Here is a 25,407-nt window from a genome sequence, read left to right as displayed (position 1 = left end):
GCCCGGTCGCTGCTGCGACCGGGCGGGCCTCTTTCGTACGCTGCCGCGGTCCTACCGCTTGTCGACCAGCTTCCACGCGGTGGGCAGGACGCCCATCGCCAGGGCGGCCTTCAGCGCGTCGCCGATCAGGAACGGGGTGAGGCCGGCCGCGATCGCGGCGGTGAGGGACATGTCCGCGGCCAGGGCCAGGTACGGCACGCCGACGGCGTAGATGATCGCCTCGCCGAGCAGCATCGTGCCGGCCATGCGCAGCACGGAGCGGTCGGCGCCGCGGCGGGCCAGGGCGCCGACCACCGTGGCGGCGAGCAGCATGCCGAAGACGTAGCCGAGGGACGGGGCCGCGGTGCCGGAGCCGCCCTCCGCGAACCACGGCATGCCGGCCATGCCGACCAGCGCGTAGAGCGCGAGCGAGAGCAGGCCGCGGCGCGCGCCGAGCGCGGTGCCGACGAGAAGCGCCGCGAAGGTCTGCCCGGTCACCGGCACCGGGGAGCCGGGCACGGGTACCGCGATCTGGGCTGCCACGCCGGTGAGCACGGCGCCGCCGGCCACGAGCGCCGCGTCCCGGACGCGGGAGGAGGGGATCAGGTCGGCGAGGACCTGCCCGGAACGGGAGGTGGGGACGGCGGCGGTGCTCATGGGGACTCCGCGGTGGTGTGGACATGTCGGGACAGCGTGACGCTATCCCAGCGGGCCGGGGCCGATCACCAGCAGCGCTCGACAAAGGCTCGATCGGCGGCTTGGTGGGCTCCCGACAAACGGGCGGGATACACCTGCTCCCGGGTGACACCGGTCACGGAGTGGGTGAGGCGGGCGTCACGGCGAGGGGAGTTCCGCATTCGGACGAGCACATTGCGTAGCGGCATCGTCCGTATCGTGGGATGCCGCTGTCGCCCACCGGCGTGACCCCGGAGACTGTGGGCGTTTTTGCCCTGCCCCTCCCCCACGCATTGGACGAGCCGCTCCATGTCCAACAGCACCACCACCGAGGCACCGCCGCGGTCGGACGACGCCGCCCTCTCCCACGGCCTCAAGCAGCGCCATCTGTCGATGATCGCCCTCGGTGGCGTGATCGGCGCCGGGCTGTTCGTCGGCTCCGGGGCCGGTATCGCCGCCGCCGGACCCTCGATCGTCGTCGCCTACACCCTCTCCGGCCTCCTCGTGATGCTGGTGATGCGGATGCTGGGCGAGATGTCCGCCGCCTACCCGTCCTCGGGCTCCTTCTCCGCGCACGCCGAACGGGCGATCGGCCCCTGGGCCGGGTTCACGGCGGGCTGGGCGTTCTGGGTGCTGCTGTGCACGGCCGTCGGCCTTGAGGGCATCGGCGCGGCGGCGATCGTGCACGGCTGGCTGCCGGGCACGCCCGAGTGGGCGTGGGTGGCGCTGTTCATGGTGGTGTTCTGCGGGACGAACCTGGCCGCGGTGAAGAACTTCGGCGAGTTCGAGTTCTGGTTCGCCGCCCTCAAGGTGGGCGCGATCTCGCTCTTCCTGGTGCTGGGCGTGCTGGCGATCGCCGGCGTCCTGCCGGGCACCGACGCGCCCGGCACCTCGCACCTCGGCGACTTCATGCCCAACGGCGGCAACGGCCTGATCATCGGCCTGCTCGCCTCGGTCTTCGCCTACGGCGGCCTGGAGACGGTGACCATCGCGGCGGCCGAGTCGGAGAACCCGGTGAAGGGCGTGGCGAGCGCCGTACGGACGGCGATGTGGCGGATCGCGCTCTTCTACATCGGCTCGATGGCGGTCATCGTCACCCTGGTCCCCTGGGACTCCCCCGAGGTGGTCGAGAAGGGCCCGTACGTCGCCGCCCTCGACGAGCTGGGCATCCCGGGCGCCGGCCAGCTCATGAACGTCGTCGTGCTGGTCGCGCTGCTGAGCGCGATGAACGCCAACATCTACGGTGCCTCGCGGATCGGCTACTCGCTGGTGGAGCGCGGCCAGGGCCCGAAGGCGCTGGGCCGGGTGTCGGGCGGGGTGCCGCGGATCGCGGTGCTGGTCTCCTCCCTCTTCGGCTTCGGCTGTGTGCTGCTCAGCTACTGGCGGCCGGACGACGTCTTCTCCTGGCTGCTGAACATGATCGGCGCGGTCATCCTGGTCGTCTGGATCTTCATCGCCGTCGCCCAGCTGCGGCTGCGCCGCCGCCTGGAGCGCGAGGCGCCCGAGAAGCTGGTCGTGCGCATGTGGGGCTTCCCGTGGCTGACGTGGGTGGCGCTGGCGGGCATGGCCGCGGTCTTCGTCCTGATGGCCCGCGAGCCGGACACCCGGGTGCAGCTTTACTCGACGGGCGGGATGACGCTGGTCCTGGCGGCCGTCGGCTACGCCTGGCAGCGGCGGCGCGCTCGCGGGTAACCCGCCGCCCGACCTCTCCGAGAGCCCCCGCACGGACGCGTGCGGGGGCTCTTTCGTGCTCGTTCGGCCCGCCCGTCCGCGCTCTCGCGGTGACCTGCTGCTAGCGTGCACTTGCAAGGCTTTTGCAATAAGAAGGTCGGAGGGGATCCGCCATGCCCGTCTACACGCTTCCTGAACTGCCGTACGACTACTCCGCGCTGGCGCCCGTGATCAGCCCCGAGATCATCGAGCTGCACCACGACAAGCACCACGCGGCCTATGTGAAGGGCGCCAACGACACCCTTGAGCAGCTCGCCGAGGCGCGCGACAAGGAGTCGTGGGGGTCGATCAACGGCCTGGAGAAGAACCTCGCCTTCCACCTCTCCGGCCACATCCTGCACTCCATCTACTGGCACAACATGACCGGTGACGGCGGCGGCGAGCCCCTGGACAAGGACGGCGTGGGCGGGCTGGCCGACGCGATCGCCGAGTCGTTCGGCTCCTTCGCCGGTTTCAAGGCGCAGCTCACCAAGGCCGCCGCGACGACGCAGGGCTCCGGCTGGGGTGTGCTGGCGTACGAGCCGCTGAGCGGCCGTCTCGTCGTCGAGCAGGTCTACGACCACCAGGGCAACGTCGGCCAGGGCTCCACGCCGATCCTGGTCTTCGACGCCTGGGAGCACGCCTTCTACCTCCAGTACAAGAACCAGAAGGTCGACTTCATCGACGCCATGTGGGCCGTCGTCAACTGGCAGGACGTGGCCAAGCGCTACGAGGCCGCCAAGGCCCGCACGAACGTGCTGCTGCTGGCGCCCTGACGCCGCCCGACTCCCCGAGTCGTCCTGCCTCGTGATCGTCTTCTCACCCTTCACGACGGCAGGCGGAATGAGGGAAGCCCCCGCGAGGACCTGACTCGCGGGGGCTTTCTGTGTGCCCGGCGGGGTGTCAGGGCTTGCGGGCGAGCCCGCCGTGCTGGCCGATCGGCTGCGGGGCCCGTCCGTCCGGGGCGGGGTCCGGGTGCCACAGGGGGACCGACACCACGCCCGGGTCGACCAGGTCGAGGCCGTCGAAGTAGGCCTCGATCTGCTCGACCGGGCGCAGGAAGTAGGGGACCGCGCCGGTCTCGTTGTACCCGTCCTGGGCCGCCTCGTAGGCCGGGTCGGTGCCGCGGGAGCCGTCGTTGACGCACAGGAAACTGCCGGCGGGCAGGCCCGCCATCAGGCGGCGGACCAGGTCGCGGGCGCGGTCGTGGCCGTCGACGTGACCGAGGATGCCGCTGAGGATGAGGGCGGTGGGGCGGGTCGGGTCGAGGGTGCGTCCGGCCGCCTCCAGGATGCGCTCCGGCTCGTACAGGCTCAGGTCCTCGTAGGCGGTGACGCCCTCGGAGCTGGAGGTGAGCAGGGCGCGGGCGTGCGTGAGGACCAGCGGGTCGTTGTCGACGTAGACGATCCGCGCCCCGGGGGCGTGCCGCTGGGCGACCTCGTGGGTGTTGTCGGCGGTCGGCAGCCCGGTGCCGACGTCCAGGAACTGGCGCACCCCGGCCTCCAGCACCAGGTACCCGATGGCGCGGCCGAGGAAGGCACGGCTGCTGCGGGCGATGGTGACGATGCCGGGGTAGACGGCCGTGTAGGCGTCGCCGGCCGCCTCGTCCACGGGGTAGTTGTCCTTGCCGCCCAGCCAGTAGTTCCAGATCCGGGCCGAGTGCGGCACCGAGGTGTCGATCTGCGTCATGGGGTGGGGCTCGCCTCCAGTGAGTGGGTGTGCCCATGCTCCTACGGGAGGGGTGCCGACGGGAACAGATGACCGCTGCCGGGCGGAGGCTTCCCGGTGGGAGTGGTTCCGGGCCACAGTGTCCGGCATGGGTCTTCCGAACCGGCGTTGCCCCAACTGCGGGGACACGGACCAGGACTTCCGCCCGCTCGACGGCGCCGAGCGGGCGTACGCGCTCACCCTCGCGCAGGTCTCCAGGGCCGACCTGGGCAGCTACCGGCGCTGTGCGCGCGAGGGCTGTGTGCGGGTGCAGTCCTACTTCAACTGGAGGTCCGGGTTCGATCTGCCGGACTCCTTCCGGCCTACAGGTTGCTGAAGTCCGGGCCCTTGGTGCGGGTGCGCTTGATCTCGTAGAAGCCCGGGACCGAGGCCACCGCGAGGGTGCCGTCCCACAGCCTGGCGGCCTCCTCGCCCTTGGGCGCCGGGGTGACGACCGGGCCGAAGAAGGCGAGCTGGCCGCCGTCGGCACCGGGGACGGCGATGACCGGGGTGCCGACCTCCTGGCCGACCTTGTCGATGCCCTCCTTGTGGGAGGCGCGCAGCTGGGGCTCGTAGGGCGTGGCGTCCCAGTGGTCCATGAGGGACTCGGGCAGGCCGACGTCCTTCAGGGCGGCGGCGACGGTCTCGCGGCCCGGGCCCTCCTCCTGGTTGTGGATGCGGGTGCCGAGCGCCGTGTAGAGGTCGCCGAGCACCTCGGCGCCGTGCTCCTCCTGGGCCGCGATGACCACGCGGACCGGTCCCCAGGCCTTGACCTCCAGCATCTCGCGGTACTCGTCGGGCAGGTCGTCGAGCTTGTCCTCGTTGAGCACGGCGAGGCTCATCAGGTGCCAGCGGACCTTGATGTCCCGGACCTTCTCCACCTCCAGGACCCAGCGCGAGGTCATCCATGCCCAGGGGCACAGGGGGTCGAACCAGAAGTCGACGGGAGTCTTGTCCGACATGTCTCTCCTCATGAGGCGCACGAGCGGGCTTCTGTAGCGGCAACGCGGCCGGGTACCCCGCCATTCCCGGGCTGCCGCACGTCAGGGGCGCATGGCAGGATCGGTGCTGTCCGCATACCGGAACACCATCCGAGGGAGTGCCACCCGTGCCCGGTGAGAATCTGTCCCGCGACGAGGCCCGGGAGCGGGCCGCCCTGCTGTCCGTCGACGGGTACGAGGTGTCCCTCGACGTGCGCTCGGCCGTCGGTGACACGCAGGGCGAGGGGCCCCGCACCTTCCGTTCCGTCACCACGCTCCGGTTCCGCTGCAACGAACCCGGCGCGAGCAGCTTCGCCGACCTGATCGCCCCGAGTGTCACCGCCGTCTCCCTCAACGGCCGCGACCTCGACCCGAGCGAGGTCTTCGACGGCACCCGGATCACCCTGGAGGACCTGGCCGCCGACAACGAGCTGGTCGTCGACGCCCAGTGCGCCTACTCCCGCACCGGTGAGGGCCTGCACCGCTTCGTCGACCCCGAGGACGGCGAGGTGTACCTGTACACCCAGTACGAGCCGGCCGACTCCCGCCGGGTCTTCGCCAACTTCGAGCAGCCGGACCTGAAGGCACCGTTCCGCTTCGAGGTGCGGGCACCCGAGGAGTGGACGGTGTGGTCCAACGGCGCGGGTGAGCGGGCCGACGGGGTGTGGCGGTTCGCGGAGACGAAGCCGATCTCGACGTACATCACGTGCGTCGTCGCGGGTCCGTACCACTACGTGACGGACTCCTACGAGCGGGTGCTGGAGGACGGCACGCGGCTGGAGATCCCGCTCGGGGCCATGTGCCGCAAGGGGCTCGCCCCGCACTTCGACGCCGACGACATCTTCCTGATCACCAAGCAGGGCCTGGACTTCTTCCACGACCGCTTCGACTACCCGTACCCCTTCGGGAAGTACGACCAGGCGTTCGTGCCCGAGTACAACCTGGGCGCCATGGAGAACCCGGGCATGGTGACCTTCCGCGAGGAGTACGTCTTCCGCGGGAAGGTGACGCAGGCGTCGTACGAGGGCCGTGCCAACACGATCCTGCACGAGATGGCGCACATGTGGTTCGGCGACCTGGTCACCATGGAGTGGTGGGACGACCTGTGGCTGAAGGAGTCCTTCGCCGACTTCATGGGCGCGTTCGCGAACGTCGGCGCGACCCGCTTCGAGGACGCCTGGATCACCTTCGCCAACCGCCGCAAGGCCTGGGCCTACCGCGCCGACCAGCTGCCCTCCACCCACCCCATCACGGCCGACATCCGCGACCTGGAGGACGCCAAGCTCAACTTCGACGGCATCACCTACGCCAAGGGCGCCTCGGTGCTCAAGCAGCTGGTGGCCTATGCGGGCGAGGACGCCTTCCTGGAGGGTGCGCGCCGGTACTTCAAGCGGCACGCGTACGGCAACACGCGGCTGGGTGATCTGCTGTCGGTCCTGGAGGAGACCAGCGGGCGGGACATGGCGGCCTGGGCGCGCTCCTGGCTCCAGACGGCGGGCGTCAACTCGCTGACCCCGCAGGTGCTGCTGAGCACCGGGAGACGGATCGACGAGCTGGCGGTGGTGCAGGAGGCAGCGGAGTCGCATCCCGAACTGCGCCCGCACCGGGTGGCGGTGGGCCTGTACCGCCGCACGGGCGAGGGCACCCTGGAGCGGTACGCGCGCGCCGAGGTGGACGTCGACGGGCCGCGCACGGTCGTCGCGGAGCTGGCCGGTGCCGAGGCGCCCGAGCTGGTCCTGGTCAACGACGACGACCTGACGTACTGCAAGACCCGTTTCGACGCCACCTCGCTGGCGACGCTGCGCGAGCACCTGGGCTCGCTGACGGACCCGCTGGCCCGCGCCCTGTGCTGGTCGGCGCTGTGGAACATGACGCGGGACGCGCTGCTGCCGGCCCGGGACTTCATCGGTCTCGTCCTGCGGTTCGCGGGGCGCGAGTCCGGCATCGGCGTGCTCCAGATGCTGCACGCCTGGGCCGAGTCGGCGCTGGTGCACTACGTGGCCCCCGAGTGGCGGGAGACCGCCGGCCGGCTGCTCGGCGAGGGCGCGCTGCGGGAGCTGCGGGAGGCGGCGCCGGGTGGCGAGCCGCAGCTGGCGTGGGCGCGGTTCTTCGCGGCGGTGGCGTCCGACGAGGCCGAACTGGATCTGCTGCGCGGGCTGCTGGACGGCTCCGAGAAGGTCAACGGCCTGGAGGTGGACCAGGAGCTGCGCTGGGCGTTCCTCGCCCCGCTCGCGGCGCACGGCAGGGCGGACGAGGCGCTGCTGGCCGCCGAGCTGGCCCGCGACGACACGGCCTCCGGCAAGCGCCACCAGGTGCGCTGCCTGGCGGCCCGTCCTTCGGCGGCGGTGAAGGCGCAGGCGTGGGCGCAGGTCGTGGAGTCGGACGCGCTGTCCAACGCCCTGGTGGAGGCGACGATCGCGGGCTTCGAGCGGTCCTCGCAGCGGGAGCTGCTCGCGCCGTACACGGAGAAGTACTTCGCGGCGATCGAGCGGGTGTGGGCCGAGCGGTCCATCCAGATCGGGATGGACGTGGTCCGGGGCCTGTTCCCGTCCCTGATGGACTCCCAGGACACGCTGGACGCGACCGACGCGTGGCTGTCGGCACACGAGGACGCGGCGCCGGCCCTGCGCAGGCTGGTCCTGGAGGCGCGGGACGACCTGGCGCGTGCGCTGCGGGGGCAGGCGTGTGACACGGCGGCGGCCCGCTAGGGCGGACGTGTCCCGGACGACGACGATCTTTGGCCAATGATTGGGCGCTGCGTCATCGTTACGGAATTCAGTCAATAGCAGCCGTAACCCCTGGCCCGCACCTCGGCGGACCAGGGGTTTTCGGCATCCGAACACCCGTCCTTTAGTACGGGCTTGTCCGGGTTCGGCGATGAGCGTGTAACAGGGGTTAAGGGACGGATCGGGCGCGGGAAACCCCCGGTCATGACGCACAACACCCCGCTCTCCCCCCGCCCCCTGCACGAACTGGCGCACGGCAGGCGCCGGCTGATGACGGCCGCCCAGCTCCGGGCGCACGGTGTCTCCGCCGCCGAGACCAACGAACAGTGCCGGCCCGGCGGCCCCTGGCGGCAACTGCTCCCGAACGTCGTCCTGCTGCACCCGGGCCCGCCGACCGGCGACGAGCGCCTGCACGCGGCGCTGCTCTACGCGGCACGGGAGCGCGCGTCCGGCGGCGTCCCGGGTGTCACCGCCTCGGTGCCGGTCCAGCCGGGCGGCGAGCACCCGCCCGTCCCCGCGTACGCGGAGGCGATGGTCACGGGGCCGGCCGCGTTGGCGCTGCACGGACTCTCCGCCGCTCCCCCGCTGTCGTCCCTGGAGGTCGTCGACGTACTGGTTTCGCGGCTGCGCCGGCTGCGGACGACGGGGTGCGCGCGGATCGTCCGCACGGCCGCGCTGCCCGTCGCCGAGGAGGTCGCCGGGGTGCCGGTGGCACCGGTGGCGCGGGCGCTGGCCGACGCGGTGGCGGAACTGACGGACGCGGAGGCCGTGCGGCGGCTGCTGACGGAGGCGGTGCGCGGCGGGCACTGCGAACCGGCCGCGGTGGTGCGGGAGCTGAACCGCGCGCGGCTGCTGAGCCGGCCGCACGTGGTGGACGCCGTGGACTCGCTGGTCGCCGAGGGGCGGGCGCTGGCCGAGCAGCGCCTGTACCGGATGGTGCGCGAGCACGGCCTGCCGGAGCCGGTCTGGAACGTCGACCTGCGCATGCCCGGCGGCCCCCACCTCGGCGGCGTGGACGCCTTCTGGCCGGAGCAGGCGGTGGCGCTGGAGCTGGACACCCGCGCGCACCGGCAGCGGGAGGACGACCCGGTCTGGGCGGAACACGTCCGCAAGCGGGAGCACTTGGAGCGGCTGGGGATTACGGTCGTGCACCTCACCCCGCGCAAGCTGCGGGACTCGATCGAGCACCAGGCGACCGTCGTCCGTACGGCGTTGATGGCGGCGGCGGACCGGGAACCCGCCGCGTACGTCGTGGTGCTGCCCCAGTAGTGGACGACGGGGCGGTCACCAGGAGGGGAGAGGAGGGGCCGCGGGGCACGAGGCCCCGCGGCCCCTCCTCACGCCGCCCCCGGTCCGGCTCATGGGATTGTCATGGCCCGCCCCTTGTGTCCCGGATGGCGTATGGCGGAAGTACGCCATGGCTCCTTCCCGTCCCGGACAACTCTCCCCAAACAGTGATCCCTTGCGTAAAGCTGAGCGGTCGTCCGGGATCGGATTCCGGACTGCCACGGCCAGGGCCGGTCTGCCCCGGTCGTTCACGCACGTTCCTTTACCTACAAGGGATGCCGATGACCCACACCCCCCAGCGCGAACCGATACCGGGCGCGAGACGCGCGGCCCGCATCGCCGTGGCCGCGGGCCTCGTGGCCGCGCTCGCCGCGGCCGGGCCCGTGCCCGCGGCCTTCGCCGCCGACGGCCCGGCGGCCGCTCCGCCCGCCGACGCCTCCGTCAAGTCCGCGCACGACAAGCTCGGTTCCGACGACGCGGACCGGCTCGCCGAGGCGAAGGCGGACGGCGAGAAGAACGTCACCATGATGGTCGCCACGGCGCCGGGCGGCACCGAGCGGGTGGCGAAGGAGCTGGACGCGATCCCCGGCGGCACCGTCGGCCGGACCTACGACGAGCTGGGCTACGTCCGCGCCACCGTCCCCACCGCCAAGGCGGACTCGGCCATCGCCGCCGCCGCGAAGCTCTCCTCCGTGCACGGCATCGACCTGCGCGAGGAGATACCGCTGGACGACCCGACGCCGAGCGCGGACCGGGCGAAGGGCGCCACGCACCACAAGGGCCGTTCCTACCCGGCGCCCGACCGCCGCACCCCCGCCGAGAACCCGTACAACCCGTCCTTCGAGACGGGCGCCGTCGACTTCGTGGAGAAGTACCCGAAGGCGGACGGCCGCGGCGTCACTATCGGCATCCTGGACTCGGGCGTCGACCTCGGGCACCCGGCGCTGCGGAAGACCACCACCGGCGAACGCAAGATCGTCGACTGGGTCACCGCCACCGACCCGGTCGTCGACGGCGACCGCACCTGGCGCCCGATGACCACCTCGGTGTCCGGGCCGACCTTCACCTACGGCGGGCGGACCTGGACGGCTCCCGCGGGCTCCTACCAGGTCAGCAGCTTCCTGGAGTCCTACACCACCGGCGGTGACGCGGCCGGCGACGCCAACCGGGACGGCGACACCACCGACTCCTGGGGCGTGCTGTACGACGCGAAGGCCGGCACGGTCCGCGTCGACCTGAACGGCAACCACGACTTCGCCGACGACACCCCGATGAAGCCCTACAAGGACGGCTTCCAGGTCGGGTACTTCGGCACCGACGACCCGAAGACGGACGTGGCCGAGCGCCAGCCGTTCGTCGTCGAGATCCGCAAGGACGTCGTCTACAACTCCTCCGGCGCCAAGGCCGACTTCGTCAACATCGGCGTCATCGAGGGCTCCCACGGCTCGCACGTCGCCGGACTCGCCGCCGCCAACGGCCTGTTCGGCGGCCGGATGGACGGTGCGGCGCCCGGCGCGAAGATCGTCTCCTCCCGCGCCTGCACCTGGAGCGGCGGCTGCACCAACGTCGCGCTCACCGAGGGCATGATCGACCTCGTCGTCAACCGCGGCGTCGACATCGTCAACATGTCGATCGGCGGCCTGCCCGCGCTCAACGACGGCAACAACGCCCGCGCGGAGCTGTACACGCGGCTCATCGACGACTACGGCGTCCAGCTCGTCATCTCCGCGGGCAACTCGGGCCCCGGCGCCAACACCATCGGCGATCCCGGCCTCGCCGACAAGGTGATCTCCGTCGGCGCGTCCATCTCCCGCGAGACCTGGGCCGCCAACTACGGCTCCCAGGTGCGCACCAAGTACGCGATGATGCCGTTCTCCTCGCGCGGCCCGCGTGAGGACGGCGGCTTCACGCCGACGCTGACCGCGCCCGGCGCGGCGGTGAACACCATCCAGACCTGGATGCCCGGCGCGCCGGTCCCGGAGGCGGGCTACGACCTGCCGGCCGGCTACGGCATGCTCCAGGGCACCTCGATGGCCTCCCCGCAGGCCGCCGGCGCCTCCGCGCTGCTGCTGTCCGCCGCGAAGCAGGCGCGCGTCGGCCTCACCCCGGCGAAGCTGCGCACGGCGCTGACCTCGACCGCCGACCACATCAGCGGCGTGCAGGCGTACGAGGAGGGCGCGGGCCTGATCAACGTCCCGGACGCCTGGCGCGCGATCCGCAAGGGCGCCACCGCACACGAGTACACCGTCCAGGCGCCGGTCGACACCGCGATCGACCAGTTTCTGAAGACCCCGGGCAAGGGCACCGGCCTCTACGACCGCGAGGGCGGTCTGAAGGCGGGCGAGCGCAAGACGTACGAGATCACGCTCACCCGCACCACCGGCTCCGACCGGGCGGTCCGGCACGAGCTGGAGTTCGAGAACAACGCCGGGCGCACCTTCCGGATCGTCGGTCCGGACGAGGTGCGGCTGCCGCTGAACGAACCGGTGACCGTCAAGGTCCAGGCACGGCCCGGGTCCGCGGGGCTCAAGAGCGCGATCCTGGAGGTCGACGACCCCCGCACCGAGGGCGTCGACAAGCAGGTCCTGACCACGGTCGTGGTCTCGTCCCCGCTGAAGTACGCCGTCTCCGCCAAGGGGTCCGTGCAGCGCAACGCCACCAAGTCCTACTTCGTGACCGTCCCCGAGGGCGCGAAGACGCTGGAGGTGGCGATGAGCGGGCTGCGGGACGGGAGCCAGACCCGGTTCATCGCCATCCACCCGTACGGCGTCCCGGTCGACACCACCTCCACGCCGTACTGCTACAACAACTACCTCGACGGCAACGGCTGCCGGCCGGACGTGCGCGCGTACGCCGACCCGCAGCCCGGTGTCTGGGAGATCGAGGTCGAGTCGCGGCGCACCTCGCCGGTGCTGGACAACCCGTACAAGCTGGACGTCACCGTCCTCGGCGCCGTCTTCGACCCGGAGACCGTGACCGTGCCCGAGGCGAAGGCCGGCACGCCGGTCCCCGTCTCCTGGAAGGTGACGAACCGCTACGCCCCGCTGGAGGGCAGGCTGACGGGCGGTCCCCTCGGCTCGTCCGAGACGTCCCGCCCGTCCATCGCGCAGGGCGAGACGGTCACCTCCACGGTCGAGGTGCCCGCGGGCGCCGACTCGCTGGACGTCGCCATCGGCGGGGTCTCCGACGCGGCCGCCGACCTGGACCTGACGGTCTACGGCGCGGACGGTGCCGTGGTCGGCCAGTCCGCCGACGGCGACTCCGAGGAGTCCGTCTCCGTCGTGAAGCCGGCCGCCGGTACGTACACCGTCGAGGTCGTCGGCTACTCGGTGCCGTCGGGCAGCACGGAGTACGACTACCGGGACGTGTACTTCGCCGCCGGCCTCGGCTCGGTCGCCGTGGACGACGCGGCGCCGGTCGAGCTGGGCACGGGCGGCTCGGCGACGGTCACCGCCCGGGTGACGGCGCTGGCCGCCGCCCCGGAGGGCCGTGAGTTCTTCGGCCGGGTCCAGCTGGTCAACGCCCACGGCACGGCCGCGGGCCTGGGCAGCGTGCGGATCGGGAAGGTCGTGCCGTAGTCCGGTGCGGCACGCGGGAGAGGGCGGGCGCTCCGTGCTGGGGCGCCCGCCCTTTCGTGGGCCCACGGCGTGGTCAGTCGCAGGTGAGGGTGCGGGACTCGGCGAGGGACGCGGTGATCCAGGCGCGTTCGGCGGCGATGGCCGGGCCGCCGGTGATCACGGTGTCCGGGGTGTCCCCGTGCAGGGGGATGCCGATCAGCGCCCGGTCGCCGGCGGCGAGGCGGGCCGTGCCGTCGTCCAGCTCGAAGGTGACCGGCGCGCCGTCCCGCTCCGCCCGGCCGCCCGGCTCCGGCTTGTAGGTGCGGGTCACGTCGAGGGTGACGCGGTGGCGTCCGGTGCCCGGCAGAGGTTCGGCGCGGGTCACCGTGCCCTCGGCCACCAGTCGGGCGCAGGCGAGGTAGTGGGGGCTGCCGAAGGCCGTTCCGGACCCGGCGGAGTCCGCCTGCTCGTTGCTCGCCACGCCCTTGCCCGCCGCGTCTTCGGTGCCACCGCTCCCGCCCTGCGCCACCAGCCAGCCCAGGCCCGTCACCACGGTGCCCGCGCAGGCCACCGCGAGGGCTCCGAGGGCGAGGGTGAGCGGCCGGCGCCGGGGGCGGCGGGGGGCGGGGGCCACCGTGGAGATCCCGGGCTCGGGGAGCGGCCCGGGGGCCGGTTCGGCGGGCTGCTCGGCGGGCGGCTCGCTCAGCGTGCGGCCGATGATCCCCAGCTGTTCCCGCAGCAGCGCCACGTCGGCCGTCGCGGACCGGTACGCGCCACGGGTCTCCGAATCGGCGCCGGGCGGCAGCGGCTCGCCCGTGATCGCGGCCATGAGCGCGTCGTGCCCGGCGTGCCCGTCGGGGTGCTTCCCGGCGGCCATCTCACACCACCTCGTCCTCGTGCAGGCGGGCCCGCAGGGCCCGTACCGCCGTGTGCAGCCTGCTCTTGACCGTGCCCTCGGGGATGCCCAGCTCCTCGGCGATGCCGCGCACCGGCAGGTCCGCGAAGAACCGCAGGACGAGGACCTGGCGCTGGGCGTCGGGCAGCTCGTCCAGGCCCTGGGCGACGGCGAGGGAGAGCACGCTGGTGTCCTCCCCCGAGGGATGGTCCGTCTGGCGGAGCGCGGCCAGGCGCTCTCCGAGCCGGTCCTGGCGGCGCCGGGCGCGGTGCCAGTCCATCGCCAGGTTGGAGGCGACGACCGCCGCCCACGCCGACACGTCGCGCGGCGCCTCCCTGCCGCTCGCCGTCCGCTCCAGCAACCGCAGGCGGACCTGCTGCACCCCGTCCGGCAGGTCCGCCTGCGGCACCCCGCCCAGCGCGAGCACCGCCCGCACCCGGCGCTCCTGGGCCGCGTCCAGGGGATCGTCGCGTCCGGCGTCCCCCTGGCCGCGGCGGGCCTTTCTGCGCAGCACTGCCATCCCTCCCCCTGGGACCTGTCCTCACGTCTCCCCTATGACGCCGGGGCCGCCCGAAACGTTCGCCCGTCCGGCCGGCCGGCGGCGCGAGGCGTACGTCACATCGTCGTGTGGGCCGGCACGGGATGGGCAGGGGCGGACCGAGCCACCGCGTCCCAGGGTGCGGGCACCCGGGGCAAAGGATTGGACAGGCGGGCCTGGCTTCGCCCCATGATGGAAAAGTCTCGGCCGAGCAAAGCGCGCGTGAAGACACGCGTACGAACGGAGAAGGAGTCACCGTGAGGATCGGAATCGTCGGAGCCACCGGCCAGGTGGGCACGGTCATGCGCAGGATCCTCACGGAGCGCGACTTCCCGGTCACCGAGCTGCGCCTGTTCGCCTCGGCGCGCAGCGCCGGCAAGGAGCTGGACGGCGTGACGGTCGAGGACGCGACCACCGCCGACTACTCCGGCCTGGACATCGTGCTCTTCTCCGCGGGCGGCGCCACCTCCAAGGCGCTGGCCGAGAAGGTCGCCTCGCAGGGCCCCGTCGTGATCGACAACTCCTCCGCCTGGCGCCGCGACCCCCAGGTCCCGCTGGTGGTCTCCGAGGTGAACCCGCACGCGATCGCGGACCGCCCCAAGGGCATCATCGCCAACCCGAACTGCACCACGATGGCCGCGATGCCGGTGCTGCGTCCGCTGCACGCGGAGGCGGGCCTCGAAGCCCTCGTCGTCGCCACCTACCAGGCGGTCTCCGGTTCCGGCCTGGCCGGTGTGGACGAGCTGTTCGAGCAGGTCCAGAAGGTCGGCGCGGACGCCCCCAAGCTCACGCACGACGGCTCCGCGGTGGAGTTCCCGAAGCCCGACAAGTACGTCGCGCCGATCGCGTACAACGTGCTGCCGCTGGCCGGCTCCATCGTCGACGACGGCCTGCACGAGACGGACGAGGAGCAGAAGCTCCGCAACGAGTCCCGCAAGATCCTGGAGATCCCGGAGCTGAAGGTCTCCGGCACCTGCGTGCGCGTGCCCGTCTTCAGCGGCCACTCGCTCCAGATCAACGCCCGCTTCGCCCGCCCGCTCTCCGTGGCCCGCGCCAAGGAACTGCTGGCCGGCGCCCCCGGCGTCGCCCTCACCGAGGTGCCCACCCCGCTGCAGGCGGCCGGGCAGGACCCGTCGTACGTGGGCCGCATCCGTCAGGACGAGACCGTGGAGAACGGCCTCGCCCTGTTCGTCTCCAACGACAACCTGCGCAAGGGCGCCGCCCTGAACGCGGTGCAGATCGCGGAGCTGGTGGCGGCGGAGCTGAAGGGCTAGGACCCAGGGGCCCGGCCCCGCCGCACCTCGTAGAGGAAGCAGCCGTACTCGACGGCCCGGACGTGGACGAGCGCCACGGCCGGGTCGTCGAACGCTTCCCGGAGGGCGGGGGCGAACTCGTCGGCCCCGCCGACCAGCCGCCCGCCCAGGATGCGCCCCTCGGCCGAGTAGCGGCGCACCGTGCGGTGGGCGTTGGTGAAGGCCAGGCCGTCCCCGTCCGGCCCCGCGCACTCCTCCGCGTGGACGAAGACCGGCCCCTGCTCGTCGTACGCGCCCGGGTCGGCGCCGGTGCGAGCCGCCCACCGGCGCAGCGGGGCGTAGGAGACGAGGGCGACCCTCTCTCCCGGCACGCTGCGGCGCAGGCAGCAGCGCAGGGGTGCGCCGCCCTCGGTGTCGGTGAACGGGCCGGGGGCGCGGCCGGCGTCGTCGGTGGCGCGCAGTTCCTTCAGGGTGGCCGGGGGGACCGGGTGTGCGGTGTAGTGCTCCACGGCCCCCAGGTTCGCGCCCGCCCACCCCGCCCACCGGCGGGAAATGGACATCGCGTTCCGTGCGGGCCCCGTGGAAGGATGGCGCAACCGACACATCACGAGGAGATGACCGCGTGCCTGGCACAAACCTGACTCGCGAAGAGGCGCGGCAGCGGGCGACGCTGCTGAGCGTTGACTCGTACGAGATCGATCTCGACCTCACCGGCGCGCAGGAGGGCGGCACCTACCGGTCCGTGACCACGGTGCGCTTCGACGTCGCGGAGGGCGGCGGCGAGTCCTTCATCGACCTGGTCGCGCCCACGGTCCACGAGGTGACGCTGAACGGCGACGCCCTCGACGCCGACGAGGTGTTCCAGGACTCCCGCATCGCCCTGCCGGGCCTGCTGCCGGGGCGCAACATCCTGCGCGTGGCCGCCGACTGCGCCTACACCAACACCGGCGAGGGCCTGCACCGGTTCGTCGACCCGGTGGACGACCAGGCGTACCTGTACACCCAGTTCGAGGTGCCGGACGCGCGCCGGGTCTTCGCGAGCTTCGAGCAGCCCGACCTCAAGGCGACGTTCCAGTTCACCGTGAAGGCGCCCGAGGGCTGGACGGTCATCTCCAACTCGCCGACGCCCGAGCCGAAGGACAGCGTCTGGGTCTTCGAGCCGACCCCGCGCATCTCGTCGTACGTCACGGCCCTGATCGTCGGCCCGTACCACTCGGTGCACAGCGTGTACGAGAAGGACGGCCAGTCCGTCCCGCTCGGCATCTACTGCCGCCCCTCGCTCGCCGAGCACCTCGACTCGGACGCCATCTTCGAGGTGACCCGCCAGGGCTTCGAGTGGTTCCAGGAGAAGTTCGACTACGCGTACCCCTTCAAGAAGTACGACCAGCTCTTCGTGCCGGAGTTCAACGCGGGCGCGATGGAGAACGCGGGCGCGGTGACCATCCGGGACCAGTACGTCTTCCGGTCCAAGGTGACGGACGCGGCGTACGAGGTGCGGGCGGCGACGATCCTGCACGAGCTGGCGCACATGTGGTTCGGCGACCTGGTCACCATGGAGTGGTGGAACGACCTGTGGCTGAACGAGTCGTTCGCCACCTACGCCGAGGCCGCCTGCCAGGCCGACGCGCCCGGCTCCAAGTGGCCGCACTCGTGGACGACGTTCGCCAACCAGATGAAGACCTGGGCGTACCGGCAGGACCAGCTGCCGTCCACGCACCCGATCATGGCGGACATCAGCGACCTGGACGACGTGCTCGTCAACTTCGACGGCATCACGTACGCCAAGGGCGCGAGCGTGCTCAAGCAGCTCGTCGCGTACGTCGGTGAGGACGCCTTCTTCCGGGGCGTGCAGGCGTACTTCAAGCGGCACGCGTTCGGCAACACACGCCTGTCCGACCTGCTGGGCGCGCTGGAGGAGACCTCCGGGCGCGACCTGAAGACCTGGTCGAAGGCGTGGCTGGAGACGGCGGGCATCAACGTGCTGCGCCCGGAGATCGAGACGGACGCCGAGGGCGTGATCACCTCCTTCGCCGTCCGGCAGGAGGCTCCGGCCCTGCCCGCAGGCGCGAAGGGCGAGCCCACCCTGCGCCCGCACCGCATCGCGGTCGGCGCCTACGACCTCGACGCGGACGGCAAGCTGGTACGCGGCGAGCGCGTGGAGCTGGACGTGGACGGCGAGCTGACGGACGTGCCACAGCTGGTCGGCAAGGCCCGCCCGGCGGTGCTGCTCCTGAACGACGACGACCTGTCGTACGCGAAGGTCCGCCTGGACGAGCAGTCCCTGGCCGTCGTCACCGAGCACCTGGGCGACTTCACCGCGTCGCTGCCGCGCGCGCTGTGCTGGGCGTCGGCGTGGGACATGACCCGGGACGCGGAGCTGGCCACCCGGGACTACCTCTCCCTGGTCCTGTCCGGCATCGGCAAGGAATCCGACATCGGTGTCGTGCAGTCGCTGCACCGCCAGGTGAAGCTGGCCATCGACCAGTACGCCGCCCCGACCGCCCGCGAGGCACTGCTCACCCGCTGGACCGAGGCCACCCTGGCCCACCTGCGGGCCGCCGAGGCGGGCAGCGACCACCAGCTGGCGTGGGCGCGCGCGTTCGCGGCGACGGCGCGGACGCCGGAGCAGCTCGACCTGCTGGACGCGCTGCTCGACGGCACGCAGACGATCGAGGGCCTGGCCGTCGACACGGAGCTGCGCTGGGCGTTCGTGCAGCGGCTGGCGGCCGTGGGCCGGTTCGGCGGCTCGGAGATCGCCTCGGAGTACGAGCGGGACAAGACGGCCGCCGGTGAGCGGCACGCCGCCACCGCACGTGCCGCCCGGCCCACCGAGCAGGCCAAGGCGGAGGCCTGGGAGTCGGTCGTGGAGTCCGACAAGCTGCCGAACGCCGTCCAGGAGGCGGTCATCGCCGGCTTCGTCCAGACCGACCAGCGCGAGCTGCTGGCGTCGTACACGGAGCGGTACTTCGAGGCGCTGAAGGGCGTCTGGGAGTCCCGTTCGCACGAGATGGCCCAGCAGATCGCGGTCGGCCTGTACCCGGCGGTGCAGGTGTCGCAGGAGACCCTGGACCGCACGGACGCGTGGCTGGCCTCCGCCGAGCCGAACGCGGCCCTGCGCCGCCTGGTCTCGGAGTCCCGCTCGGGCATCGAGCGCGCCCTGCTGGCCCAGGCTGCGGACGCGGCGGCGACCACGGAGTAGGTCTTCACTCCGCAGGGGGTGTCCGGCGTGCCTTGTGCCACGCCGGGCGCCCCCGCGCCGCATCCAGGTGGGCCGGCCCGCCACCACGCCGCCCTGCGTCAGCGGGGCTTCGGGTACGCCTCCACGACCGATGACGTACGCCATGCCGTACCCCCGGCACGGCCGCCAAGCGCGGCGCCGGGGACTCCGGGTTCGCCCGCCGCGGCCCGGTGGCGCGTGTCGGGCCGGGCGCCGGGCCTGCCTCACGGGCGGGCGTCCGCCGCCGCCCGGAGGGCCGTGAGGACCGTCGCGACGGCGGGGGCCTCCGACGCTCCCCTGCGGACGGCCGCGACGACGTGGCGGACGGGGCGGTCGGCGTGCAGGTCGCGCATGGCCACGCCGTCGCGCGGCACGGCGGCCATGCGGGGCACCAGGGCCACGCCCATGCCCGCCTCGACCATCGCGAGGATCGCCGTCCAGCCGGCCGCCGTGTGGGCCTGGTGCGGGCGGAAGCCGGCCGTCTCGCAGGCCGCACGGGTGATGGCGGACCAGGGGCCGCTGCCGCCGAAGATCCACGGTTCGGCGGCGAGGTCGGCCAGGCGGAGCCCTTCCGCGCGGGCCAGCGGATGGCCGGCGGGGAGGGCCACGTCCAGCGGGTCGGCGAGCAGCGGGACCCGGGTGAAGCGCGGGTCGGCGGCGGTCGGCGCCTGGGCGGCCAGCGACAGGGCGATGTCCACCTCGCCGGCCCCCAGCAGCTCGTACGCCTCCTGCGCCTCGGCCTCCCGCACCCGCACCGTCACGGCGGGGTGGCTCGCCCGCAGCGCGGTGACGGCCGGTACGACGAGGGCCGGAACGGCGGTGGAGAAGGCGCCCACCCGCACCTCGCCGGCCTCACCCCGGACGTACGCCGACAACTCGGCCTCCGCCCGCTCCAGCTGCTCGAAGACCGCTTCGGTGTGCCGCAGTACGAGGCGGGCCGCGTCCGTCAGCCGGACCCGGCGCCCCTGGGCCCGGAGCAGCTCCACGCCGAGCTGCCGGGAGAGGTTCGTCAGCTGCTGGGACACGGCGGACGGCGTCATGTTCAGCGCCTCGGCCGTCGCGGTCACCGTGCCCCGTTCCCGCAGCGTCCGCAGGATCTGCAGCTTGCGGATGTCCCAGTCGGCCATGGCGGCAACCTATCCGCGCCCGGCTTTCGTCACCGACGCGACCCCGCTCCGAGGACGACGCCTCCGAGGATCAGCGCCATGCAGCCCGCCTGCGCCCAGCCGGTCGGCTCGGCCAGCAGCGCCCAGGAGAGCAGGGCGACGCACACCGGCTGGAGGTAGTAGACGACGCCGGCACGGGACGGACCGATCAGGGAGATGGCCCTGTTCCAGGCGAAGAAGGCCAGGGCGGAGGAAACGACGCCGACGTAGAGGAGGGGCAGGACGGTGTCCGGCTCCGGGCTGAACCCGCCCTGCACGGCGAGGCTGACGCCCTGCGCGGGCAGCAGCATGAGCGTGCCGAAGAGGAAGGTGGTGAACAGGAAACCGGCCCCGTCCAGCCCCGCGGGCCTGCGGCGCAGCAGCGCGCTGTACGACCCGAAGCAGCAGGCGGCGGCGATCATCCACAGGTCGCCGGACGAGAAGCCCGCCCCTCCCCCGACCAGCAGCAGCACACCCGCGCAGGCGACGAGCAGCCCCGCCACCCGGCGGGCGCCGAGCCGTACGCCGCCCGCCCGTTCACCGACCGCCATCAGCACCGGGGACGCCGCCATGATCATGCCCATGTTGGCGGCGGGCGTGGTGACGCCGGCCTGGTTGACGAGGGTGTTGTAGACGGCCACCCCGAGCAGCGAGGCGAGGAGTACGAAGCCGAGGTGGCGCCGGACCAGGGCCCGTTGCCGCCAGGCCCGCCGGGCGCCGAAAGGGGCCACGACGGCGAGCGCCACCGCCCAGCGCCAGAACGCGTGCTGGACGGGCGGGACGCTGTCCCCGAGGGCACGGGAGGCGACGAAGCTGCCGGACCAGACGACGGTGGCGAGCAGGGCGAGCCCGAGCCCCAAGGCGATCGGGGCGGTGTGGATGGCGAGCGTGCCGGGGGTGGCGGCAGGGGTGCGAGGGGGTGCGACGGTCCGGCGGTCGGCTACGGCCACGGAGGTCCTTTCACTGGTCGGCGATCGTGTGCGGCTACCGTCGCAGGCCGGGAACCGTCAGGTCCATCGAATCTTTTCGACCATTCCTTGAAGAGGAACTGAAAGGTACGGCCGTCGCCGCCCCCTTGACCGGTCGCCCGCCGGGCGCGAACTGCCCCACGATCGTCGCCCCGAACGCCAGCGCCATGCCGGCCAGTTGCACCGGCGTCAGCGTCTCGCCCAGCGCCGCCCAGCCGACGACCGCGGCGGTGAGCGGGGACAGCGGGCCGAGGAAGGTGACCTGGGTGGCGGAGAGCCGGCCGATGCCCCGGAACCAGAGCCAGTACGCCACCGCCGTGTTGGCCAGCGCCAGGTAGAGGTAGCCGCCGACCGCCGCGCCGTCCAGCGCGGGCGGAGCCCCCTCGACCAGGAGGGCGACCGGCGCGAGGAGCAGCCCGCCCGCGGTCAGCTGCCAGCCGGTGAGCGCCAGCGGGCCGACGCCCTCGGGGCGGCCCCAGCACTTGGTGAGCACGGTGCCGGCGGACATGGACGCGGCGGAGGCGAGAGCGGCCAGTGCGCCGAGCGCGTCCAGGCCGCCGGCCGCCTTCAGCACGACCAGGCTGACGCCGAACGCGGCGACGACGCCGGTGAGCACCGCGCGCGTGGTGGGCCGCTGCCCCAGCAGCAGGGCCGAGAGGCCGACGACGAAGAGTGGGCCGACCGAGCCGACGACGGCCGCCATGCCGCCCGGCAGCCGGTAGGCGGAGAGGAACAGCAGCGGGAAGAAGGCGCCGATGTTGAGCGCGCCCAGCACCGCCGCCTTCCCCCACCAGGCGCCGCGTGGCAGCACGCGGGCGAGGGCGAGCAGCAGCAGACCGGCGGGCAGGGCGCGCGCCAGACCGGTGAACAGGGGCCGGTCCGGTGGGAGGAACTCGGTGGTCACGGCGTAGGTGGTGCCCCAGGAGACGGGGGCGAGGGCGGTGAGCGCGATGAGGGTGGTGCGGCCGGCGGACAGCATGAAAGTAGCTTACTTGTAAGCAAGTTTCCGTCAAGCTACTTTCTTGCGGTCGAGGGGAATCCTCCCGATACTCGTGCCATGACCGAACGCCCCGGGACACCCTCCGAGCCCTCCCCCGAGTCCTTCCCCGAGCCGCGCAAGGACCCCGTCGACGCGATCGTCGACCAGTGGGCGGTGGTCCGTCCCGACCTGGACACGGCCGCCATGGAGGTGTTCGGCCGGGTCTTCCGGCTGGCCCGCGCGATGGGCGACCGGATGGAGAAGGCGTACGCCCGCTTCGGGATCTCCCGCGGGGAGTTCGACGCCCTGGCCACCCTGCGCCGCTCCGGCGAGCCCTACACACTCTCGCCCCGGCAGCTCTCGGCCACGCTGATGCTCACCACCGGCGGCATGACCGGACGCCTGGACAAGCTCGAACGGGCGGGGCTGCTGCGCCGCTCCCCCGACCCGCACGACCGCCGGGGACTCCAGGTCACGCTCACCGAGCGGGGCCTGGAGCTGATCGACGAGGCGGTCGGCGCGGGCCTCGCCGTCCAGACGCATGCCCTGTCCGCCCTGGACGCGCGACAGGCCGCCGAGGTGGCCGGCCTGCTGCGGGTCCTGCTCGCCGGCACCGAGGAGTAGCCGTCCCCGCACGGCGAAGGGCGCCGCCCCGTCACAGGTGTGCGGGGGCGGCGCCCTTCGGTGAAAGCGTTGCGGAGGGTCAGGCCTTCGCGGCGACCTTGGCCTTGGCCTTGGTCTTGCCCTTGGTGCCGGGGGTGATCACCCGGTGCTCCGGCTTGGACCTGTCCAGGGCCATGACCAGACCGGTGATGACCGCGAACAGCGCGAGCGGGGCCAGGACGTAGTAGCCCAGCGTCTCGATGACGCTCAGGCCGGTGCCGGGGTCGTCGCCGTCGTCGCGGGTCAGCGCGAGCGCGGGGGCCGACATGAGCAGCATCATCAGCGTCGTACCGGCTGCCAGGGCGCCGGCGCGCAGGGCGTTCTTCTTGTCCACGGTGCCAAGTTAGCGAACGGCCCGAGGGACCGCGCGCCCGGGGTACCCGTACGAGGGCCCGCGGGCGCCCGGCTCAGCCGTCCCGGCCGTCGCCGCGTTCCCGTACGACGTCGATCAGGGCGTGCAGGCGGGGTGAGGCGGCCAGGTCCTCCAGGGTCACCGGGCGGCCCCCGGCGTCGGCGACGGGCAGCCGCCAGTTCGGGTACTGGTCCCAGGTGCCGGGGAGGTTCTGCGGGCGGCGGTCGCCGACGGCGTCCGGGAGCCAGATGCCGACCATGCGGGCCGGGGTGCGCAGCAGGAAGCGGTGCACGGCCTGGATCTCCGCCTCCTCCGCGGGGGTTCCGGTGTCGCCGCCGGTGCCGTCCAGCAGCCCGAGCCGGGCGAGGACCTCCAGCCACTCCGCGGTGTCCGCCGCGGACTCGGCGCGCTCCCGCTCCAGCGGGCGGGTGAGCAGGCCGAGGCGGTCGCGGAGTTCGACGTGCTCGCCGGTGAGGCGGGCGGCGGTGGACGGCAGGTCGTGGGTGGTGGCGGTGGCCAGGCAGTCGGCGCGCCACCGCTCGGGCGGCAGCGGACGGCCGTCGCCGGTCCAGTCGCGCTCGAACCACAGCACCGAGGTGCCGAGCACGCCGCGTTCGCGCAGCGCCTCGCGCACGCCGGGTTCGACGGTGCCCAGGTCCTCGCCGATGACGACGGCGCCGGCCCGGGTGGCCTCCAGGACGAGGACGGCGAGCATGGCCTCCGCGTCGTAGTGGACGTAGGTGCCCTGGGTGGGCGGGTGGCCCTCGGGGACCCACCAGAGCCGGAACAGGCCCATGACGTGGTCGACGCGGAGCGCGCCGGCGTAGCGGAACAGGCCGCGCAGCAGGTCCCGGAAGGGCGCGTAGCCGGAGTCGGCGAGGCGGTCGGGGCGCCAGGGCGGCAGGCCCCAGTCCTGGCCGAGGGCGTTGAAGGCGTCGGGCGGGGCGCCCACCGACATGCCGCGGGCGAAGTACTCCTGCTGCGCCCAGGAGTCGGCGCCGCGCGGGTGCACGCCGACGGCGAGGTCGTGAACGATCCCGACCGGCATCCCGGCCTCGCGGGCGGTGTGCTGGGCGGCGGTGAGCTGGGTGTCGGTGAGCCAGGTGAGCCGGGAGTGGAAGTCGACGCGGTCCATCAGCTCGGTGCGGGCGCGTTCGGTGGCGGCCGAGCGGGGGGCGCGCAGGCCCTCGGGCCAGAGGTGCCAGTCGGGGCCGTGGATCTCGGCGAGCGCGCACCAGGTGGCGTGGTCCTCCAGCGCGGTGCCCTGTGCGGCGAGGTAGTCGCAGTAGGCGGCGCGGCGGCCGGGTCCGAGGGGGACCTCGTGGAGCAGGTCGAGGGCGTCGCGCTTCAGCTCCCACACGGCGTCCCGGTCGATGAGGGCATCGTCGTCCAGTACGGCACCGCGCAGCCGTGCCGCCCGTTCCCCGAGCTTCCGGACGCGCTCGGGGTCGGTGACGTAGGCGTACTCGGGTACGTCCTCGATCCGCAGGTGGACGGGGTCCGGGAAGCGGCGCGAGGAGGGCCGGTACGGGGAGGGGTCGGAGGGGGCGCCGGGCACGGCCGCGTGCAGCGGGTTGACCTGGACGAACCCGGCGTCGAGGGCGCGTCCCGCCCAGTCGGCCAGTTCGCGCAGGTCACCGAGGTCGCCCATGCCCCAGGAGCGGCGGGAGAGGAGTGAGTAGAGCTGGACGAGGAGTCCGTGGGAGCGCCGGGCGGGCGCGGGCAGCCGGGCGGGCGCCACGATCAGGTGGGCCCGTGCGGTGCGGCCGTCGGGCGTGGTGGCGGTCAGGCGGTGGACGCCGGGCGGGAGCCGCCCGGCGTCGTCGCGGGTCTCGCCCTGCTCGGTGTCGATGCGGAGCCGGGTGCCCTCGGGCAGTGCGGCGAGGGCGGCCGGCGGGCCGCCCCCGCTCCAGCCGACCACGGTGGGCGGCAGCAGGCGGTCCCGCAGCCCGGTCTCACGTGCGGCGAGCGCGGCCCGTACGGCCTCGGGGGTGCTCGTGTCCACGCCGAGGGCGGCCAGCGCGAGGGTCACCGCGGTGACCGAGGCCGGGACGGTGCGGTCCGGGGACGGGCGGTAGGCGGTGGCGACGCCGTGCAGGGCGGCGAGCCTGGTCAGATCCTCGGGAAGGTCCTCGGCGGGGGGCTCGGCCGGCCCGGCTGCTGGCATCTGTGACCTCTACGACCTCGTCGGCTCGGGAACGGCGAAGGAGGGGCCGCCCTGCTCCGGCACGTCAGCCGTGAGCTCGGGCGAGGACTCGCTGGTCAGCGGTACGGCGTCGGCGAACGGCGACTCGCTGGTCAGGGGCTCGGCGTCGGGCAGCGGAGGTTCGCTGGTCAGCGGGGTCTCGGCGAAGCTCTGGGCGGCGCCGAAGACGCAGTAGTGCGGGGTCTCGGAGGCGGCGGAGGGCTCTGCCCAGGGTGTGGACGGCTCCGCCACGGGTTTGGAAGGGGCCGGGAGCAGGAGGGGTGCAGCCACGGAGTTCTCCTTTGGGTCGGGCTGTGTTGCGAGCACGCTTTTGGCGGGTTACGGCAGCCCTACCCAGTCGGCGCCGACACAGGCCTGAAACGGCCGGCAACGTGCTCCTCGTCACATTGTCACCCGAACGGCCGCTCGCCGCCCGACCTCCTCACCCCGTACGCGGGGGCTCGTGCCCTGGCGCGGGTGCTCGTGCCTCGGGCGCCCGCCCGCACACCGCGACCGCAAACGGAACATTTCCCAGGGGCAAACGGAACATTCTCCGACCTTCAGGAAGTCCGCTCCGGCCAAAAAGCCCCA

Annotated in this window: 21 protein-coding genes; 9 read left to right on the top strand and 12 right to left on the bottom strand. The window is 73.0% G+C overall.

Going from position 1 to position 25,407, the window contains the following annotated elements; all coding sequences use genetic code 11:
* Window positions 1–51: 51 nt before the first annotated feature.
* Window positions 52–636, bottom strand: a complete 585-nt coding sequence (locus ACFW01_RS31070; RefSeq protein WP_234960326.1) for a biotin transporter BioY — start codon at window positions 634–636, stop codon at window positions 52–54.
* Between the two features lie 327 nt (window positions 637–963).
* Between ACFW01_RS31070 and ACFW01_RS31065 the strand changes: the two genes are divergently transcribed.
* Together ACFW01_RS31065 and ACFW01_RS31060 are read left to right on the top strand one after the other, a co-directional pair.
* On the top strand, window positions 964–2,346 hold the full coding sequence (locus ACFW01_RS31065) for an amino acid permease (protein ID WP_234960325.1): 1,383 nt from the start codon (window positions 964–966) through the stop codon (window positions 2,344–2,346).
* A gap of 152 nt (window positions 2,347–2,498) precedes the next feature.
* The gene (locus ACFW01_RS31060; protein WP_125494530.1) at window positions 2,499–3,140 is read left to right on the top strand and encodes a superoxide dismutase; all 642 of its coding nucleotides are present in this window, start codon (window positions 2,499–2,501) and stop codon (window positions 3,138–3,140) included.
* Between the two features lie 127 nt (window positions 3,141–3,267).
* Here ACFW01_RS31060 and ACFW01_RS31055 read toward each other — a convergent pair whose 3' ends face one another.
* Window positions 3,268–4,053: an SAM-dependent methyltransferase gene (locus tag ACFW01_RS31055; protein WP_384509189.1), complete on the bottom strand. Its 786-nt coding sequence runs from the start codon at window positions 4,051–4,053 to the stop codon at window positions 3,268–3,270.
* A gap of 127 nt (window positions 4,054–4,180) precedes the next feature.
* Here ACFW01_RS31055 and ACFW01_RS31050 point away from each other — a divergent pair, with 127 nt between their 5' ends.
* Window positions 4,181–4,408 (top strand): hypothetical protein, encoded by a 228-nt coding sequence (locus tag ACFW01_RS31050; RefSeq protein ID WP_384509186.1) that lies wholly within the window; start codon window positions 4,181–4,183, stop codon window positions 4,406–4,408.
* Here the strand turns inward: ACFW01_RS31050 and ACFW01_RS31045 are convergent.
* Window positions 4,395–5,033 carry a DsbA family protein gene (locus ACFW01_RS31045; RefSeq protein WP_234960322.1) on the bottom strand — a complete coding sequence of 213 codons (639 nt, stop codon included), beginning with the start codon at window positions 5,031–5,033 and terminating at the stop codon, window positions 4,395–4,397. The two genes, ACFW01_RS31050 and ACFW01_RS31045, sit on opposite strands and share 14 nt — an antisense overlap.
* 146 nt (window positions 5,034–5,179) lie before the next feature.
* Here ACFW01_RS31045 and pepN (ACFW01_RS31040) point away from each other — a divergent pair, with 146 nt between their 5' ends.
* From pepN (ACFW01_RS31040) to ACFW01_RS31030, 3 genes are all read left to right on the top strand, one after another.
* The gene (gene pepN, locus ACFW01_RS31040) at window positions 5,180–7,759 is read left to right on the top strand and encodes an aminopeptidase N (RefSeq protein ID WP_384509183.1); all 2,580 of its coding nucleotides are present in this window, start codon (window positions 5,180–5,182) and stop codon (window positions 7,757–7,759) included.
* A 222-nt stretch (window positions 7,760–7,981) separates the two neighbouring features.
* The gene (locus tag ACFW01_RS31035; RefSeq protein WP_234960320.1) at window positions 7,982–9,046 is read left to right on the top strand and encodes a hypothetical protein; all 1,065 of its coding nucleotides are present in this window, start codon (window positions 7,982–7,984) and stop codon (window positions 9,044–9,046) included.
* A gap of 299 nt (window positions 9,047–9,345) precedes the next feature.
* Entirely contained in the window at window positions 9,346–12,642 is a 3,297-nt protein-coding gene (locus ACFW01_RS31030; RefSeq protein ID WP_384509180.1) for a S8 family serine peptidase, read from the top strand.
* Between the two features lie 73 nt (window positions 12,643–12,715).
* On the opposite strand, the gene ACFW01_RS31025 is transcribed toward ACFW01_RS31030, so the two are convergent.
* Both ACFW01_RS31025 and ACFW01_RS31020 read right to left on the bottom strand, forming a co-directional pair.
* A complete protein-coding gene (locus ACFW01_RS31025) occupies window positions 12,716–13,498 on the bottom strand; it encodes a hypothetical protein (RefSeq protein WP_234960318.1) in 783 nt (260 codons plus the stop codon).
* A 1-nt stretch (window position 13,499) separates the two neighbouring features.
* A complete protein-coding gene (locus ACFW01_RS31020) occupies window positions 13,500–14,036 on the bottom strand; it encodes an RNA polymerase sigma factor (RefSeq protein WP_307012100.1) in 537 nt (178 codons plus the stop codon).
* A gap of 275 nt (window positions 14,037–14,311) precedes the next feature.
* On the opposite strand from ACFW01_RS31020, the gene ACFW01_RS31015 reads away from it, so the two are divergent.
* Window positions 14,312–15,328: an aspartate-semialdehyde dehydrogenase gene (locus ACFW01_RS31015; RefSeq protein WP_234960316.1), complete on the top strand. Its 1,017-nt coding sequence runs from the start codon at window positions 14,312–14,314 to the stop codon at window positions 15,326–15,328.
* Here ACFW01_RS31015 and ACFW01_RS31010 read toward each other — a convergent pair.
* Entirely contained in the window at window positions 15,325–15,867 is a 543-nt protein-coding gene (locus tag ACFW01_RS31010; RefSeq protein ID WP_384509175.1) for a DUF1203 domain-containing protein, read from the bottom strand. The genes ACFW01_RS31015 and ACFW01_RS31010 overlap by 4 nt on opposite strands.
* Before the next feature lie 62 nt (window positions 15,868–15,929).
* Between ACFW01_RS31010 and pepN (ACFW01_RS31005) the strand changes: the two genes are divergently transcribed.
* Window positions 15,930–18,506: an aminopeptidase N gene (pepN, locus tag ACFW01_RS31005; protein WP_384509172.1), complete on the top strand. Its 2,577-nt coding sequence runs from the start codon at window positions 15,930–15,932 to the stop codon at window positions 18,504–18,506.
* 242 nt (window positions 18,507–18,748) lie between these two features.
* Here the strand turns inward: pepN (ACFW01_RS31005) and ACFW01_RS31000 are convergent, their stop codons facing one another.
* Genes ACFW01_RS31000 through ACFW01_RS30990 form a run of 3 tightly spaced genes read right to left on the bottom strand, consistent with a single transcriptional unit; the run spans window position 18,749 to window position 21,616 of the window.
* Entirely contained in the window at window positions 18,749–19,651 is a 903-nt protein-coding gene (locus tag ACFW01_RS31000) for a LysR family transcriptional regulator (RefSeq protein WP_234960314.1), read from the bottom strand.
* A 29-nt stretch (window positions 19,652–19,680) separates the two neighbouring features.
* A complete protein-coding gene (locus ACFW01_RS30995; protein ID WP_384509169.1) occupies window positions 19,681–20,619 on the bottom strand; it encodes a DMT family transporter in 939 nt (312 codons plus the stop codon).
* A 34-nt stretch (window positions 20,620–20,653) separates the two neighbouring features.
* Window positions 20,654–21,616, bottom strand: coding sequence for an EamA family transporter (locus ACFW01_RS30990; RefSeq protein ID WP_384509166.1), 963 nt, complete (start codon window positions 21,614–21,616; stop codon window positions 20,654–20,656).
* 78 nt (window positions 21,617–21,694) lie between these two features.
* On the opposite strand from ACFW01_RS30990, the gene ACFW01_RS30985 reads away from it, so the two are divergent.
* Complete coding sequence (locus ACFW01_RS30985) at window positions 21,695–22,240, top strand: MarR family transcriptional regulator (RefSeq protein ID WP_234960312.1); 546 nt, start codon at window positions 21,695–21,697, stop codon at window positions 22,238–22,240.
* 79 nt (window positions 22,241–22,319) lie between these two features.
* Here ACFW01_RS30985 and ACFW01_RS30980 read toward each other — a convergent pair whose 3' ends face one another.
* The 3 genes from ACFW01_RS30980 to ACFW01_RS30970 all read right to left on the bottom strand — a co-directional run bounded on the left by ACFW01_RS30980 (window position 22,320) and on the right by ACFW01_RS30970 (window position 25,107).
* Complete coding sequence (locus tag ACFW01_RS30980; protein WP_384509163.1) at window positions 22,320–22,613, bottom strand: hypothetical protein; 294 nt, start codon at window positions 22,611–22,613, stop codon at window positions 22,320–22,322.
* A 73-nt stretch (window positions 22,614–22,686) separates the two neighbouring features.
* Complete coding sequence (malQ, locus tag ACFW01_RS30975; RefSeq protein ID WP_384509160.1) at window positions 22,687–24,798, bottom strand: 4-alpha-glucanotransferase; 2,112 nt, start codon at window positions 24,796–24,798, stop codon at window positions 22,687–22,689.
* Between the two features lie 9 nt (window positions 24,799–24,807).
* Window positions 24,808–25,107 (bottom strand): hypothetical protein, encoded by a 300-nt coding sequence (locus tag ACFW01_RS30970; RefSeq protein WP_234960309.1) that lies wholly within the window; start codon window positions 25,105–25,107, stop codon window positions 24,808–24,810.
* Window positions 25,108–25,407: the final 300 nt, after the last annotated feature.

Source organism: Streptomyces sp. NPDC058985 (assembly GCF_042740985.1).
Taxonomy (GTDB): domain Bacteria; phylum Actinomycetota; class Actinomycetes; order Streptomycetales; family Streptomycetaceae; genus Streptomyces.
Note: the sequence above shows the minus strand (reverse complement) of the source record. Positions and strands in the feature narration are given on the sequence as shown.